The following is a 17,497-nucleotide window of genomic DNA, read 5'->3' on the forward strand; positions in this document are numbered from 1 at the left end:
TCCCTACAATCTAGTCAGCCGTTGATCTCATCATATTTAAAAGCCCGCCACTTTTTAGCATATCAGCTTGTCTCTTTGTTATATCTAAAGCTGTAGTATATTCTAAGTTCTTTGTTTGATTGAAAACTACAACTTCATTAGAATCTATGCTAGAGAGAACATCTTTAACTTCTAGTTCATCAAAAACATCTATTGAATTATAATCATCCCTATCATTAAAGGTTAATGGCAAAATTCCGTTATTAATAAGATTATTTTTATGAATTCTTGCAAATGATTTAGCCATAACAGCTTTTACTCCTAGATAAAGGGGTGCTAACGCTGCATGCTCACGACTAGACCCTTGACCATAGTTTAATCCTCCAACAATTATTCCTCCACTTAATTTCTTAGCATTTTTTGCAAAATCTTTATCTATTTGATTAAAACAAAATTCTGATAGATAAGGGATATTTGATCTAAAGGGCAGCAAATGTGCATTTGAAGGCATAATGTGATCTGTAGTTATTCCATCCCCAACCTTTATTAAGGTTTTTCCTGTGACTTTATCCTTTAATGGATCATTCATGGGAAATGGCTTTATATTAGGTCCACGAACTATATCAATCTCTTTACCACCATCAGCTGGTTTAACAACTAGATTGTCATAAACTAAAAATGAATCCGGAAGCTTTATATCTAAATCAACATCTTTATCAAAATCCTCAACTCCTGCAATGTAACCCTTTATAGCCGATAGTGCTGCTATCTCAGGACTAACTAGATAAACATTGGCAGATTCTGTTCCACATCTACCTTTAAAATTTCTATTAAAGGTTCTTAACGAAATACCATTACTACTTGGTGCTTGCCCCATCCCTATACAAGGACCGCAACCACTTTCTAGTACTCTTCCACCGGCAGCTATTATCTTCGCTAGGTCTCCATTTTGAGATAACATAATTAATACCTGTCTAGAACCAGGAGATACCACAAGAGAAACATCTTCATGTATAGTTTTACCATCTAATATATTTGCTACTTTAATTAAATCCATAAAGGATGAATTTGTACAGCTACCTATTGCCACCTGAGTAAGTTTTTTACCCCTTAATTCCTTAACTGGAACCACTGCATCTGGAGAATGGGGACAAGCTATCATTGGCTCTAATTTATCTAAATCAATATCTATAACCTCATCATATACTGCATCTTCATCAGCAGATAACTGGGTAAAGTCCTTTTCTCTGTTTTGAGCCTTTAGGAAGGCTAGAGTATTTTCATCTGATGGAAAAATTGAAGTTGTAGCTCCAAGCTCCGCACCCATATTGGTTATTGTACTTCTTTCAGGAACAGAAAGACATTTTATCCCTTCACCACCGTATTCAAATACCTTGTTTACTCCACCACTAACTGTGGATTTTCTAAGAACCTCTAGAATTATATCCTTAGCACTACAGTAATAGCTAAGCTTTCCCTTTAAATTCACTTTAACAACCTTAGGAGTCTTTATAAAGTACTCTCCTCCTGCCATGGCTACAGCTACATCTAACCCTCCAGCTCCAATTGCAATCATAGAAAGTCCACCACAGGTTGGTGTATGACTATCCGAACCAAGGAGAGTATCTCCTGGTACACCAAACCTTTCTAAGTGCACCTGATGACATATACCATTACCTGGCTTTGAAAAGTGTATTCCATGTTTTTTAGCTACAGTTTGAATATATAAATGATCATCTGCGTTTTCAGGCCCAGACTGAAGCATATTATGGTCAATATAAGCAACGGATAATTTTGTTTTTACTTTATCTATATTCATAGCTTCAAATTGTAAATATGCCATTGTACCTGTTGAATCTTGAGTTAGAGTTTGATCTATTCTTATTCCTATTTCATTACCTTTAATGTAATCACCACTAACCAAGTGATTTTTTAAAATTTTCTCTGTTAATGTTAATCCCATAAAAACACCTCTTTCTAAATTAAGCTTTCTCTATATTCATCAACTAAGTATATATTTGCTAGTTCTACCATTTCTTCTGTTGAGATATTAGTAGTTCTTCCATTTTCATACTCCTTGTCAATCCACTTCTTAATAGGGATTAGTCTTCCATCATTTTTTGAAAACTTATTTTCACCATTTTTGTTAAAATAGCCATTTATAAAATAAGCTATGCTCGAAATACTTGAGTAATTATTAATAGCAACCAAAGGACTTCTCCCTAGAATCTTCCTTGTATCAAAGCTATTATATATTTCTTCATTCTTTAACAGACCATCTGCGTGTATCCCTGCCTTAGTAACATTAAACTCAGAACCTACAAATGGTGTCTTAGGTGGAATTTGATAATTTAATTCCTTCTCAAAGAACTCAGCTAAATCATTGATTATCTGTAGATTCATAGTCTTTGTATTCCCCTTTAACTGACCATACTCTATAATCATTGCTTCTAGTGGACAGTTACCAACCCTTTCACCTATACCAAACAAGGTTGTATTAACTGAAGAACCTCCATATAACCAAGAAGCCACTGCATTAGGTACTACAGAATGATAATCATTGTGTCCGTGCCACTCAATAGATTCTGATGGAACCTTTGCATAGGTTTTAAGTCCGTGGATAATCATAGGAACAGATCTAGGTAATTCTACACCATTATGAGGAATTCCAAGTCCTAAAGTATCACAGGCCCTTATCTTGACATCAATATTAGCTTCCTTACTTAACTCCATTAAATTTCTTGCAAGGGGTATTACGAATCCAAAAAAGTCAGCCCTTGTAATATCTTCAAAATGACATCTTGGAGTAATACCATTGTCTAAGGCATCCTTAGCTATTCCTAAATACATGGCCATAGCCTCTTTTCTTGTTTTCTTTAATTTTTTAAATATATGATAATCAGAGCAGCTCATTAGTATTCCTGTTTCTTTTATCCCCATTTCCTTAACTAATTTGAAATCTTCTTTATTAGCCCTTATCCAAGATGTTATCTGTGGAAATTCATAGCCCCTTGCCATACACTTCTTTACGGCTTTTCTATCCTTTTCAGTATAGAGAAAAAACTCAGTCTGTCTTATAATTCCAGAACCATTATCAAGCTTGTGAAGCATATCATAAATTCTTACCATTTGTTCAGTAGTCATAGATGTCATTGATTGTTGACCATCTCTAAATGTAGTATCGGTTATCCATATGTTTTCTGGTGGTGATACAGGTAGTTGTATATTATTAAAGATCACTTTAGGTAATTCATCATAAGGAAATATATCCTTATACAAATTTGGTTTTAAAACATCAATAGCGTTATATTTCATTACAGTTCCTCCTAACGTATTATGAAAGATATTAATTTTTACTTGCATATTTAATGTAGAAGCTTTCTTTATTTTTAATTCATCATAATCCAGTCATCGCTCTTTTCATAGCTTCTTGTTATCATTCATTTTACCATGTATGTTTTTAATATTCAAGCAGAAAATGCAAGTTTAATTTAAAAATCCTTCATTTTAAGTATATTTTGTTACGTTTTATTAATAATTTTTCTTTAGAAACATATGTAAATAACCCTATTACAAGACTAAAATATAGTGTCTAATAATAGGGTTTAGTTTTTTATAGCTATGTCTTTATTTAAATCATAAATACCGCTATATATATCCATTGATAGTTAATTTTGGTAATTATTGGATTTACGTCAATATCTCCTACTCAAAAAGTGTGATATTTTATGCAGAAGGTACATTTTACGACATGCTTCTTCCTTTTTAATATATAGCGTAACTATTACTGATTCTTACGTGATATCTAAAATATAATTATCTCTGTTTATGACTTTCTGTAAGATACCTTCATTAGAATAATTACTATCATAATATATATAAATATAAAGTATTATAAGAAAAATAGTAATATTGAACTAACTATTTGCAAACTTTCCAAAAATAAAAGGACCCTTAGGTCCTCAAAAGTTCCAAACTATCTTAACTTTTTGTTTCTTCCTATTTTTATCCTTTTCTCCTACCTCAATATGATCTATTAGTTCATTCACCATTGTACTTGATAACTTATCAAATGACTTGTATTTCTTTACTGTCTCATACCACTTATCGATAGTACTAAGACTCTCTTTCAAGCTTTGAACTTCTTCTTTTAGCAAGTTCTGTCTTTCCTGCAATTGCTCTTTATCCTTTATAAAACCATTGTTCAACTCATTAAATTGCTCCTGATTAATATGACCCTTATACTTATCTATATATAAATTTTTAATAATCTCTTCTTTTTCTTTTATTCTCTTAGCTAATCTTGAAATCTCTTTTTTCTTCCTTTTTGCTAATTGAGCTATTTCATCTTCCTGTTTAAGTCTATATACTAAATTATCATCGGATACATTCTTAATATGACTTCTTACCTTTTCTAAGACTATATCTTCTAGTTTATCTAGACGAATACTATGACTAGTACATAAATTCTTTCTAGGGTCTCTTGCATATAGCTTGCATCTGAGATATTCATATGCTTTTCCAGATCTTACCTTATTTAAAATACTTCCACAATCCATACATCTAACTTTATTGGCAAAGATATGTGTCTTCCCCTTCCCAGTACTTCTTGTTCTTTTTTTTATTTTCTCTTGAACTAACTTAAAAGTTCTTTCATCTATTATTGGCTCATGAGTATTTTCTATTAGCATCCACTCATCTTTTGGAGTTGCTATAACTTTTTTTGATTTGAAGCTTACTTTTTTTCTTTTCCCCTGTATCATATACCCTATATATACTTTATTTCTTAATATCCTACGTATGGTGGTTTTATTCCATAGACCATAACCATCGGTTTGAGAAGAATTCTTAAAGTCCAACCCTTGTTCTTTTTTGTATCTAGTTGGATTAGGTATTTTTTGCTCATTGAGCATATGACTTATATGTTGAGTTCCGTATCCATCTATGTACCAGTTATATATCATTTTTATGATATTGGCAGCTTCATCATCCACTATAAGTTTATTTTTATTATTTGGATCCTTCTTATATCCATAGGGAGCGAAGGACCCAATAAATGCACCTTCTTCTCTCTTTACTTTAAATGATGCTTTGATAGCTTCACTGATATCTTCACAGTACCACTCGTTTACCAGTCCACTAATCTGTCTTGATTTTTTGTTGCCTTTATCTAATGTATCTACGTTATCTGTAACACTAACAAATCTTACTTTCCACTCTTGAAATTCCTTGTGAAGATATTTTTCTATTAACTCCATATCCCTTGAGAATCTTGAGAGATGCTTACAGAGTATTATATTAAACTTGTTGTTTCGTGCATCGTTTATCATTTCATTAAACTCTGGCCTGTCTCTATCTAAACCAGAGTAGTCATCATCACTGTATATTTTATATATTGCCCAACCTTTTTCTAAAGCATATTTAGTTAAAAGAGTCTTCTGATTTTGAATACTCTCACTTTCATCAAAGTCATTGGCTTTATTTCTATCTTCATCGCTTAATCTGCAATAAATAGCTACCTTTTCCAAAGCAGTTATACCTCCTCCTTTGGGTACTAGCAGTAATAATTATTATTTTTATATTCTATTTTCTATTGTTCTTTTAATAATTGAATAGAATATTTCTTCAAGCTGACTAACCCTATCTTGTTCATTACTATTCTTAAATTCTTCTTCTACTACCAAATCAATAGCATTGGACATATTATCACCTCAATAAATACTATGAAAATGTAACTTTGTCCTATGCTGTAATTTCTATAAGAGAATTATTAGAATCTAATAAGATAAAAATATTATTTTGTCAAAAAAATATCTCCCTTAGGACAAGGAAGATAAACTACATTTAGCTTAATAACTTTTTTTAGATATATTAATTAACAAATAGGATTTGAAATATTTAACGGTAAGTATTATGAAAATACTTATCGTTAATAGTATAGATACAAACTAAGATGAAATCATACTCTTTAAGGAGATTCTTTATTAATTAGGTTTAAGGCAATATGCCTATCACACATTAACTATTTCTACAATAGTTTACTTCCCTTTTCACAAAGCTCATAAACTTCATCTAGTTTATCTTCAATCAGTGAAGTCACCTTTGCTGTCCTTTTCCTTACAACATTTCTATATATAAAATAAGGTATTATCCAGCCTACAAAAGCAGGTATTCCTAAAATGATACATAGTAAAATCTTAGGTGGTGTTGATGTCACAGCGAATACTGAACCGGCCATAAATGCTGTTCCAATAATCCCTACAATAAGTGAATACATAGTGCCTTGTGAAGTTATTGACTTTTCAAGATTATCTATTTCTTTTATACAATATTCAAAATTTCTCTGCAACCTAGTTAACTCCATTTTATTCATAATCTTACGATTTCTTTTTAATCTTAAAGTTATATTTGCATATGGGTTTACTCTATTTGTAGTCATCTTATGATTTACATTCTCATCAACTTCCCAACCAAAGTTTTCATACGAATCAATTAAAAAAGATATCTTTTCCGAATTTGTAATGACTTCTTTATAGTCATAGGCCACAAATGTTTGACTGTCTTTTTTTATTTCACTCATGAAAAAATCTCCTCATCTTCTATATTATCTACAATGTGAACTGGTATTGTAACCATAAATGTGGTTCCCTTACCTAATATACTTTCCGCATCTATTCTACCTTCATGTAATTGTAATACCCGTAACGTCAAAGCAAGCCCTAACCCGTTACCTTCCATAGAGTGAGATGTATCACCTTGATAAAATTTATCAAAGATATGCTTCAAGGTATCTTCACTCATACCACATCCTGTATCAGAAACAGAAACAATGATATTATCTTCTGTAGAAGTCTGCTTTAAAGTGATCTTTCCTTCATTTTCTGTAAACTTGATAGCATTCGATAATAAGTTATTCCATACTAATTCCATAAGGCTTTCATCTCCATATATCATTGCTCTATCTTCAAGGTCAGCTTCAAACTCTATATTTTTCTTATCCCATGCTTCCTCAAATTGTATTGCACATTTACTTAACTGCCTGCATATATCAAATTGTGAAACTTCAAGCTGAATTTTTTGATTCTCAATTTTATTCAGCTTTAATATATTTGTAATAAGATTTGATAAACGTTTTGAAGCATACTCAACTGCTTTAGCATACTCAATTCTCTGTTCTTCTGAAATGGATACTTTCTGTAAATATTCTGCATAATTCTGTATAACTGCAATGGGTGTCTTTATTTCATGAGATACATTTGATACAAAGTCCGTTTTTAATGTTTCAATACTTCCAAGTTCCTCAACCATCTTATTAAAATCAAGAAACATATTGTCCAAATAATCCATCTTATCAGGAGAATGCAGTGGTTCAACATATACAGAAAAATCACCATTAGCTACTTGATTAGTTGCTTTTGCGAAATCCCTCATTGGTTTTTCATATTTTTGTTTGATTTGATATAACGTAAGATAGGTAAAAATACCAGAACATAAAACCCAGAAAAATAGAATTAAAAGAAAGTGAATTTTCTTTATGCTTGTATAGTCTATATACTCTCCTATTATGAAAAACTGAGCAGTAGTAATAACACTAAAAGAAAGGAATGTTATAACAAATGATAGTAATGCACTGAAAACTTTCTTCCCATTCAACTCCGATTTAGTTACCTTTCTCATGTCAATACCGCCTTATACCCAATCCCTCTAACTGTCACTATTTTAAATCCATCACACTCAGAGAATTTATCTCTCAATTTTGTTATATATACATCCACTGCACGAAGACTTGTATCAGTGTCAATTCCCCAGAATTCATCCATAAGTTGTGCTCTTGAAAAAGTTTTTTTGGGATAGGAAAGCAGTTTATATAAGATATTAAATTCTCTAGTAGTAACTGTCACCTCTTCATCCTTTATTGTTGCACTCATAGCATCTGCATCAAGTATAAGATTCCCAATTACTAACTTTCTCTCCATTTCAATATTTGCCCGACGAAGTAGTGCTCTTACACGTAGTAATAACTCTCCTAGCTCAATGGGCTTTACCATATAGTCATCAATTCCAAGTTGAAATCCCTTTTGTTTAGAAGGAAGATCATCCTTTGCAGACATAAACAATATTGGAATTGTTTTATTTAACTGACGTACTGTCCTAGCAAACTGAAATCCATCTATTTCAGGCATCATTATATCTGAAATTATCATCTCATATATATTATTATACATTTCATCATATGCATCATTGGCATTCAAACAGCCCTTTGCCTGAAAACCGCTATCATTTAAATAAGTACAAACAATTCTGTTTAATTCTTTATCGTCTTCTACTACTAATATGTTAATCACTATTTTTCCTCCTTGTCCTTTAATACTACTTATCTACTAAAACCATAATATCATATTAAATTTATCCTATATTAATTTTATTTATACTTTGTTAGAGAATTGTTTCAGAATTGTTAATGGCCAAAAATCAAACAGTATACAAAAACAGATATCGAAGGTAGTTTTCAACAAACGATATCTGTAAATATTATATGATTACACTACATTCAATCTATTTTAATCCTTTAATAAAAGGAATCAGGCTAAGTAACACAACAATCCCTACAACACCTATAACGATTCCAATTACCATTTTACTCCAAACCATAGTTAAGCACATACCCACTCCTAAAAGTAAAGCACCCAAAATTCCAATCAGTGTTGCACCTATAGTCTTTGGTGAAATTTTTATTGGATCTTTATTCTCCATTTTTCTCCATACAAACACCATTATAAGGAGTACTACCAATCCAATGCATCCCATCACAACTCCAGGTTTAAATGCATTCCATTCAGGTAAAAGGGTCATACACATCCCAATTGCCAGTAAAATACCTCCTATTGTTCCTAAAATCATTGCCACAAAGCTACTTTTCTTCATATCTATTTGCTCCTCCCTTTTATTACTTGACTCTAGCTAATTTTGTTATTTTTTATATCTTTGATGATATCCTATTAATATCTTCTTCTCTCTTCCATATCTAACCTACTCTTTTCTTCACGAGCTTTCTGTTCTGCGGCTAACCTTTCTTTTGCCTCAGCTATTGATTCACCATCTTTTGTAAGGTAATTGTCTACAAATTTGTCAGTCATCTTATTAAATCCACCAACTACTCCATTTTCAACCTTCTTGTATCCTCCTACAACTTTTTCACTAATTTTCCTATTTGCTTTTATAAGCTTTGACTTTGCCATAATCTATCTCTCCTTTTAATTTGGTTTATTTGTGTTTCATTTGATAATTCAATAATATATTTTAAATATTTATGTAATGTTTAATTATTATTTGTAAATTGTTAATTCATATATTATTTCTTTAAGCTATAAATTTTTTATTAAATGAAAAATATTGTACATGGTTGTTTAACTTTTCTGAGTAATTTTTCAATAAAGTTGCGGTTGATTCAATCTCTCTGATATTTTGGTTCAATCCTGCTACAGACTCTCGCGTACCATCAGTAGAGTAAACACTTTTCTCTGATATAACTCTTAATTCTTCTATGGCTTCTGTAATCTTTTCTCTTGCAGAATCGCATGGTTTAGTCTGTGCTCTTATTTCTAATATTTCTCTTAATGAAGCTCCAATGCCATCATTAACTTTTTCAAAATGCCCTTGAGTTTCAACTAGCTTTTTTCTTTGCTTTCCAACATCTCCTAGAACTTCGTTCATAATATCTAACATTTTTCCAGACTCTTTTGACAAGTCTCCAATAATTTCATCTATTTCTTTTACAGATTCACTTGACTGATTTGCCAACTTACTTATTTCGTCTGCAACCACAGAAAATCCCTTGCCATGTTCTCCAGCCCTCGCTGCTTCAATGCTAGCATTTAATGCAAGTAATACTGTTTGATCTGCAATAGATGTAATCATTTGAATTACATTGTTAATTCTGATAGATGCCTCATATGTAGAATTTACTTGTTTATTAATTCTCTCAACTGCATTATTTGTTCGTTCGTTATATTTATCAAGGTTATTCATATTATCTATTGACTGACTTCCATCATCCTTCATTCTACCTGATGTTTCTTCTAAATGTTCCACACTGACTACGATGTTGCTTATTTGATTGCCTATCTCCTCAATATGCTTAGAAGCCTCATTCATGTCACCATACTGTTTCTTAGCATCATCTGAAATAATCTTAACTGCTGACTCAATTTGTCCAGTGGCTAAACTTGTTTCTCCAACCATTCTTTCCAGAATATCTTCTGAATTCAACAGTTGTTCTGATACTTCCTGAATATCAGATATAGCCTCTTTCAGTTTATTTCTTAAATTTATTAAAGACTCAGCCATAGAACCGATTTCATCTTTTCTTTTTATCATTTTTTCACTAATAGAAATATCTAGATCTCCTTCTGCCATCTTTATGATGCACTCTTCAGCCTTACGTATTGGTTTCACAATACTATGGGCAACATAAAGTAACTGAATAGTACCAATTAGTAGTATCACAGCAATCGTATTGGCAATTGTCATCTCACTATATCCCTTTAAAGATAGAATAGATGTCGCTGTTGACATTACAACCAATGGACATAGACCTGTAGCAATAATTTGGTTCCTAATACTTTTTGTTACTTTTTTAGATTTCTTTTTATCTTGATTTTGTATTTTCATAACGAAGATTCCCCTTTTCTGTCAATTCATTATAGTTAGTTTAAACAAAATATATTTGCGTTTTGTTTATGAATTGTTTCTATTTTGTTAATGTAAAATTTAAAGCCATATAATACCCGCAACTTATTAACCACATCTATTCAATTCTAAGAAATACTTTGGCATTAACTAAGGGATTCTTACATATTCATACAAAAAAAAGAAGGAATAAACACTGATTAGGAATTTTATAATCGCTATTATAGCATTAGATGCCATAGACATTTTAGAGAAAAAATTAATCCAATCAGTATTTCTTCCATCCATCTTCTTCGACTTATTAAAATAAGTACTATAAAACTTTCCTTATTATAAGTTTTCTTTGGAATTTATTTACTTTTCTTTTTATAAATTACTACTCCAGCGCCAACAACAGCGACGATAGCTACAACTGGTATAACAGCTCCCATGTTTTATCCTCCTTTCATTGATTTTATTTTTTAATCCCTCCTTATCTTTTCGATATTTTTATTCTACCGACGGATTGTTTCAAAATTACTTATAAAGTGTTTGAAAAATATTAAATAAAATATTTGATAACTATAATTGTAAAAAACGTCTCATTTGAATTGCAAAATATCTCCATTTTGCTTCCTCTTGTTGTTGTCATATTGACATTTTTATAAAACTTCAATACAATTTATATAATATCTTAGCGTGATATTTGGTATAAGATTTATTAAATAACTTTTTTGGGGGAATTAAGATGAATACTAACTTAGATATCCTTTGGAAAAAAATTCATGACTTTACTCTTTCATGTGGAAGGGTGCATGAACCAAAAGCTTTTTCTACTAAGATTTTGTCTAGTCTCGATGAGTTATGCAATTTTGACCAGTCACTAATTTATTTTCTAGATGGAAACGGCAAGGTATACAATCAATATCTTATGAACATTGACAAGCGATGGAGTACTATGTATCTTGAATATTACTCAAAAACTAAAAATTGCTGTTATAGTCTCGAAAGAAATTTTCGAGAAGATCCTGATAAACCTACGATTAATATAAAGGCATGGGAAAAAGAACCTTCGACCGAGTTTATTACTGATTATATTCGCTCTCGTGGTCTTAAGTACTCCCTTGGCTTTGCTCTATATGATTTAAATGGTATGCCTAGGACTATATTTTCTCTAGATAAGACAAAAAATGAAAGTTTTACAGATGATGAGTTCATGACCCTATACCTAATAGTTCCGATATTAAATAACCTACATAAGAATTTTTTCTACCAACAGAAAAGCAGTCAAGGTGTTGAACAAATTTCTTGGGATACCACCAGTCTGACTCCTAGGGAGATAGAAATTGCCAATCTACTGTGCCAAGGTATTTCGCCATCGGTCATCAGTAAATTGCTCTATATCTCACAATCTACAACATATAAACATATCTCTAATATCTATGAAAAAATGCATGTTTCCACTTTACAGGAACTTCTAGTCAGATTGCTAGGCTAAAGTAATTCAAATCGACGATACTCATATTTCACACTTTTTACATTGCACATCTTTGGATTCTTGACTTTCTATCACACCATATTTTCAATTTGATATATATAATTCTCCAAACTCATTAGTCTGATTTAGAATAAGTAAGCATAAAGCTAAATCTTTTTTAAAAAACTCTAATATTATATTGTATCATTTCTCCATTTTAATACAATTAATAATATTAATAATATTTAATTCATAAATAGACTAATTGTAGTAGAATTGCTTATTTGATAAAGTTAAATTAATAAGTATTGTAAACGTTTGCCTTTCTCATGTACAAACCTATGTTTAGATTTCAAAATAGTACTATCAAGTTAAAGAGAATAGTATTGCATGTATTTGAGTATGTGGCATAATTTTAAAAAAGGGGGAATATTGTATGTCAAATGAAAAAGAAAAAAATAATGAAGTTGAAGTCAATAAGGAAGAGAAAAAGAATGTAAAAGCATCAAAAATGAAAAGAGGCAGAAAAACAATTGCACACCTTCAAAAAATGAAAGATAATGGTGAGAAAATTGTACAAATGTGTCCAGCTGATAGAGATAAGTACTTCACTATGGCTGCTGAAATGGCAGGTGTTGATATATGCCGTTTGACAGTTCCTGGTGAGAATACGAAAATGAAAATTGATAATGCCCCTTGGTGGATTAGAACTATTCGTGATGCAGCTCAATATATCCACATTAATTTTTACATGCAGACACCTACTTATTCTTCTAAGGAAGATGCTTTGAGGTATGGATCATTGTATATGGCTGAAGGTGCTGATTCATTGCTTCCTATGGGAGTTAGTAATGAAACCTTAAAGTACATGGCTGATAACCATCTAGTTGTATTTGGTCATGTTGGTGCTTTATCTGGATGGCAGACAAGCAAATATGGTGGATATAAAAGACTAGGTAAGACTGCTGAAGATGCAATGAAGATTTTCCGTCAAGCTTATGAATACCAAGAGAACGGAATGATGGGAATGACTATAGAGTTAACACCTATAGAAGTTACAAATGCAATTGCAAAAAAACTAAGAGTACCTGTGGTAGCTATTTGTGCTGGCGGAGCTGCAAATGGTTCCGAAATGGTAGACTTTGATACTTTTAATATGATGCCTTCTGTTGCTTCTCATGCAAAAGTTTATGCAGACTTCTTTAAATGGGCAGCTACAGCATACGGTAGCTGGGCCAAAGATGTCCGAACTGGTGCATATCCAGAAGATAAGCATGGATTCCATATGGATGAGAGAGAATTAGACAAATTTAAGAATTTATTAGAACAAAAATACTAAAAAGACTTAATCAATAATTAAGTAATTATAACCCCCAAGAGCAAAATTTTTAACATAAAGTTGCTCTTGGGGGTTTGTTAAACATATATTAGGGAGGATGTTATGTATAATTATCATGAAGGATATCAAAGATTATTAGGAACAGATATAAATGGCTTAGGAGATAAAACAAAAGGAATTGCAAATTCAGTTCCTATGAAAGATATTATGGATTTAACAGGTAAAACAGCAATCGTTACTGGTGGAGCAATGGGTCTTGGATCCTGTGTAATTAATAGACTTGCAGAAGCAGGAGCAAATATTGTGATTGCTGATGTAGCAGAAGAATATGCAGAGAAACTTTTAGAGTTTTGCATATCAAAGAATTATAATGTTAAATTTGTAAAAACAGATGTCAGATATGTCAACCAGATAAAAAATGCAGTTAACTTTACATTAAATGAGTTTGGAACTATAGACATATTAGTTAATAATGCTTCTGTATGGAGTCATAAGACGTTATCAGAATTAACCGAAGAATCATGGGAAGAAACTTTAAATGTTAATTTAAAAGGAGCTGTATTTTTTATAAAAGAAGTTGCAAAGGTAATGGAAAATCAGGGTAAAGGTGGGAAAATCATAAATATAGCATCAGTTGCGGGACTCTCGGAAGAACCAGCTCCTGTAATGTTTGATTATGTAGCTTCTAAATCGGGTTTAATAGCAGTAACAAAGTCTATGTCTAGAGCTTTAAAACCTATAGACATAAATTTAAATTGTGTTATACCTGGAGGAATGATAACTCCAGGCGCTGTAAACACTCCTGTAACAGAAAAAGTAAAAGAAATCAGAAAAAATATGAAATCAGTTCCTGCAGAAGACCCAGATATGGTTGCTAGAGTTGTATATATGATGGCAACAAATATAAGTGATTATATGTATGGGTCTACAATAATAGCCGATGGTGGAGCATATTTAAATATGGAATAGTGTATTAATAAAGGTATTAAAAAGGCGGCGAAAAAATCGCCGCTTTTTTGAAATAATTTCAGCGCTTTATTCTATATATACTTTTACAATCAAAAGCTGTCTTCTTGGATTCTCTACTGTTTAAAAATTTATATTCTACTACCCATTACTTTAAGAGACTCCTTTCATCTTCTTTTCAATTTCTTTAAAGATTACTTTTCTAATTTTATATCCATATAGCTCTAGGAATTCTTCTCTATGATCATTAAATATTTACTCTTAAATATTATCAAAAAAATTCTTACTCTCTTATACACTAAAAAAATAAGACTATGTTTATTAAACACAGTCTCATAAAATTATGAATTGATTCTCTTTTATGCTTTTGAATACATTTCATCTTCTTTATTTTTGGATTTTTTTTCATCCCTTATATAAACATACCAATATATAACAGCTACAAATACTCCACCACCAATTATATTACCAAGTGTAACTGGAAGAAGATTCTTTGTGAAAAATGCTTTCCAAGTCAATGCATTAAGCTTCTCAGGTGTTAACCCTAATAGATTAGCAGCATTTATTAGTGCACTATTACCTTTAGCCATAATACCTGCTGGAATATAATACATATTAGCTATACTATGTTCAAATCCTGATGTTACGAAAAGCCAAATTGGAAAAAACATTGCAAAAATTTTACCTGTCATGTCTTTAGCTCCATAAGCCATCCACACTGCTAAGCATACAAGCCAATTACACATAACTCCAAGAATAAATGCCTGTCCAAAAGAAAGTCCTACTTTATAACTAGCAATCTTTATCGTCATAGCCCCTAATTGATTGGCGCCACTATTTAAGAGTCCAGATTGATTAATTAAAAATGCAATAAATACTGCTCCAACAAAATTCCCAAGATAAACAAAGAACCAATTCTTTAACATTGCTGATACCTTAATCTTCTTTTCTAATACTCCAGTCATAATTAATGTATTACCTGTAAAAAGCTCACCACCTGCAAGTATGACAAGCATTAAGCCAGTTCCAAAAATAGCTCCTGATAAAACCTTTCCTAACCCATAAGTTTCAGCTTTTGCAAATAGATTGAATGCTGCCATATTTGAGCCTTCTGATGCGAAAGCAATAAAAGCCCCTGCTAAAATACCAAGTAGAAACATTTTGATAGCTGGTCTATTGGTCTTTTTAATACCTATTTCTACCGTTTCATTAGCTATTTCATTCGGTTTTAAAATATTAATTATATTCATGTAACTCACCTCACTAATATACTCTAATAATTGAGTGAGAAGAATTTCTTATAGAAATAGAATTATAAATTTTAAATCACATTATTTAATCAATTGATTTTCAACGTATTTAAGTAACTCATCTGATTTCTTCATTCCTATAATTTCGATCTCCCTCAATTTATTTTCTATACTGTTCTTTAATTTCTTATCATTCATCATTTTTGTATTTATCATTACATTAAACTTAGAGCTTTGTAAAGCTGCTTTACAAAAAGCTACACCCACCCCTACATCACTTATCGCAATTCTTGTTCCTTTTTGTGCATATTCTTCTAATATATTTATAGCTTGCAGACACGTTTCTGCTATCTCAAGGGGTACCATTGCTGCTTCAACAAGTGCTTCCTGTAGAGCTGCCTCTTTTTTATGTTTTTCCTCATCTGAATTTTGTGGTAATCCATAGGCCTTTGAAAGTGGATAAAAAGCCTCAGCATCCTTTTTAACTAGTTGTTTAAAATGCTCGATTATAATCTCAGATTTTCCTATCAATTCTAGAATATCTTCTTCAAAATGTTTGTATTTTTTTTTACCTATGGTTAAATTTCCAACCATTGATCCAAGAGCTATACCAAGGGCTCCTACATAAGCTGATGCTCCACCACCTCCAGGAATTGGTGACTTTGATGATAATTCATCAACAAAAGTGCTAATGCTCTTTTCTAACATAATCTACCTCCAAATTTATATTTAAGTATTCTTTCAAATTGGTTAATCATATCATTAAAAGGAAGGTAGGTTAAGATCTACCTTCCTTTTAAATATTTGATACTTTTTCTCTTAAATATAACTGAATCCCTAATTTTTTATATATTCAAATCTTCACAAGCTTGTACAACATGGCTTAATAATATAGTGGTTGTGATAATCCCTATACCACCTAAAGTAGGTGTTATCGCTTTTACTTTATCAAAAACTAAGTCATAATCCACATCACCACATATTTTTCCATCCTCTGAAGCATTAATCCCAACATCTATGACAATTGCATTTTCATTAAAATAATTATCTTTAAAATGCTTTGCCTTTCCTATAGCGGCAATTACAATGTCCGACCTCGAGGTAATAGATGCAACATCCTTAGTTTCTTTATGACAAAATGTAACTGTTGCGCTTTCTTCCATCAATAGTAATCCTAATGGTTTACCTACTACTAAGCTTTTTCCTACCATTGCAATACTAGCACCTTTCAGAGGAATTTCATAATATTTTAGTAGTTCCACAACTGCTTTTGGGGTACATGGTATAATACCTTTAGGATTTGTATCTAGTACCTTTTGTAGATTTTCTGGATTCATACAATCTATATCTTTAATAGGACTGATCACTTTATTAATAGTTTCTAAGTCTAAGTGAGACGGTAAAGGACGAAATAGCATAATTCCATGAATTTCTTTATCGATATTTGCAGACTTTATTATTTCAATTAGTTTTTCTTGTGATACATCTATTGGTAAGGTTTTCAATTTACTTGCAATGCCTAAAATCTTACAATTTTTAACTATACTTTTTTCATAGGAAATATCATCTTCTCTATTACCTACTCTAATGATTAGAAGCTTTGGGATATTTCCTTTTTCTTTAAGCTTAGTTACCCTTTTATTGATATCATCTCTCAGATGCTCTACTACAGGTTTTCCATCTAATTTTATTCCCACCTTAATACCTCCTAATACACTTACCAATTTGAAAGTAATAAAAAAATAATATCATATAATTAGAACAATCCTACTATCTCTCCATCTTCTAATATGTCCATTTTATTAGCTGCTGGTACCT

Annotated in this window: 16 protein-coding genes; 3 read left to right on the forward strand and 13 right to left on the reverse strand. The window is 31.4% G+C overall.

Annotation, left to right across the window (positions count from 1 at the left end; genetic code table 11):
- Positions 1–10: 10 nt before the first annotated feature.
- From JMO20_RS08985 to JMO20_RS09025, 10 genes are all read right to left on the reverse strand, one after another.
- Entirely contained in the window at positions 11–1,942 is a 1,932-nt protein-coding gene (locus JMO20_RS08985) for an aconitate hydratase (RefSeq protein ID WP_202709244.1), read from the reverse strand.
- Between the two features lie 14 nt (positions 1,943–1,956).
- On the reverse strand, positions 1,957–3,294 hold the full coding sequence (locus JMO20_RS08990) for a beta/alpha barrel domain-containing protein (protein ID WP_202709245.1): 1,338 nt from the start codon (positions 3,292–3,294) through the stop codon (positions 1,957–1,959).
- 647 nt (positions 3,295–3,941) lie between these two features.
- On the reverse strand, positions 3,942–5,507 hold the full coding sequence (locus JMO20_RS08995) for a recombinase family protein (protein WP_202709246.1): 1,566 nt from the start codon (positions 5,505–5,507) through the stop codon (positions 3,942–3,944).
- A gap of 48 nt (positions 5,508–5,555) precedes the next feature.
- Entirely contained in the window at positions 5,556–5,681 is a 126-nt protein-coding gene (locus tag JMO20_RS20335) for a hypothetical protein (RefSeq protein ID WP_279380087.1), read from the reverse strand.
- 326 nt (positions 5,682–6,007) lie between these two features.
- Positions 6,008–6,559 carry a hypothetical protein gene (locus tag JMO20_RS09000; protein ID WP_202709247.1) on the reverse strand — a complete coding sequence of 184 codons (552 nt, stop codon included), beginning with the start codon at positions 6,557–6,559 and terminating at the stop codon, positions 6,008–6,010.
- The gene (locus JMO20_RS09005) at positions 6,556–7,656 is read right to left on the reverse strand and encodes a HAMP domain-containing sensor histidine kinase (protein WP_202709248.1); all 1,101 of its coding nucleotides are present in this window, start codon (positions 7,654–7,656) and stop codon (positions 6,556–6,558) included. Before JMO20_RS09005 ends, JMO20_RS09000 begins: the two co-directional genes overlap by 4 nt.
- Entirely contained in the window at positions 7,653–8,324 is a 672-nt protein-coding gene (locus JMO20_RS20600; RefSeq protein ID WP_202709249.1) for a response regulator, read from the reverse strand. Before JMO20_RS20600 ends, JMO20_RS09005 begins: the two co-directional genes overlap by 4 nt.
- A gap of 211 nt (positions 8,325–8,535) precedes the next feature.
- Complete coding sequence (locus JMO20_RS09015) at positions 8,536–8,904, reverse strand: hypothetical protein (RefSeq protein WP_202709250.1); 369 nt, start codon at positions 8,902–8,904, stop codon at positions 8,536–8,538.
- Positions 8,905–8,978: 74 nt separating this feature from the next.
- A complete protein-coding gene (locus JMO20_RS09020) occupies positions 8,979–9,218 on the reverse strand; it encodes a hypothetical protein (RefSeq protein WP_202709251.1) in 240 nt (79 codons plus the stop codon).
- A gap of 121 nt (positions 9,219–9,339) precedes the next feature.
- Positions 9,340–10,650, reverse strand: coding sequence for a methyl-accepting chemotaxis protein (locus tag JMO20_RS09025; protein ID WP_202709252.1), 1,311 nt, complete (start codon positions 10,648–10,650; stop codon positions 9,340–9,342).
- 745 nt (positions 10,651–11,395) lie between these two features.
- On the opposite strand from JMO20_RS09025, the gene JMO20_RS09030 reads away from it, so the two are divergent.
- From JMO20_RS09030 to JMO20_RS09040, 3 genes are all read left to right on the forward strand, one after another.
- The gene (locus JMO20_RS09030; protein WP_202709253.1) at positions 11,396–12,145 is read left to right on the forward strand and encodes a helix-turn-helix transcriptional regulator; all 750 of its coding nucleotides are present in this window, start codon (positions 11,396–11,398) and stop codon (positions 12,143–12,145) included.
- 415 nt (positions 12,146–12,560) lie between these two features.
- Positions 12,561–13,463 carry a 3-methyl-2-oxobutanoate hydroxymethyltransferase gene (locus tag JMO20_RS09035; protein ID WP_202709254.1) on the forward strand — a complete coding sequence of 301 codons (903 nt, stop codon included), beginning with the start codon at positions 12,561–12,563 and terminating at the stop codon, positions 13,461–13,463.
- A gap of 102 nt (positions 13,464–13,565) precedes the next feature.
- Positions 13,566–14,432, forward strand: coding sequence for an SDR family NAD(P)-dependent oxidoreductase (locus tag JMO20_RS09040; protein ID WP_202709255.1), 867 nt, complete (start codon positions 13,566–13,568; stop codon positions 14,430–14,432).
- 356 nt (positions 14,433–14,788) lie between these two features.
- Here JMO20_RS09040 and JMO20_RS09045 read toward each other — a convergent pair whose 3' ends face one another.
- From JMO20_RS09045 to JMO20_RS09055, 3 genes are all read right to left on the reverse strand, one after another.
- Positions 14,789–15,679, reverse strand: coding sequence for a formate/nitrite transporter family protein (locus JMO20_RS09045; protein ID WP_202709256.1), 891 nt, complete (start codon positions 15,677–15,679; stop codon positions 14,789–14,791).
- 81 nt (positions 15,680–15,760) lie between these two features.
- Entirely contained in the window at positions 15,761–16,387 is a 627-nt protein-coding gene (locus tag JMO20_RS09050) for a cyclodeaminase/cyclohydrolase family protein (RefSeq protein ID WP_202709257.1), read from the reverse strand.
- A 137-nt stretch (positions 16,388–16,524) separates the two neighbouring features.
- The gene (locus JMO20_RS09055) at positions 16,525–17,376 is read right to left on the reverse strand and encodes a tetrahydrofolate dehydrogenase/cyclohydrolase catalytic domain-containing protein (protein WP_202709258.1); all 852 of its coding nucleotides are present in this window, start codon (positions 17,374–17,376) and stop codon (positions 16,525–16,527) included.
- Between the last annotated feature and the right edge of the window lie 121 nt (positions 17,377–17,497).

It is taken from the genome of Sporosalibacterium faouarense, assembly GCF_016765695.1.
GTDB lineage: Bacteria > Bacillota > Clostridia > Tissierellales > VENL01 > Sporosalibacterium > Sporosalibacterium faouarense.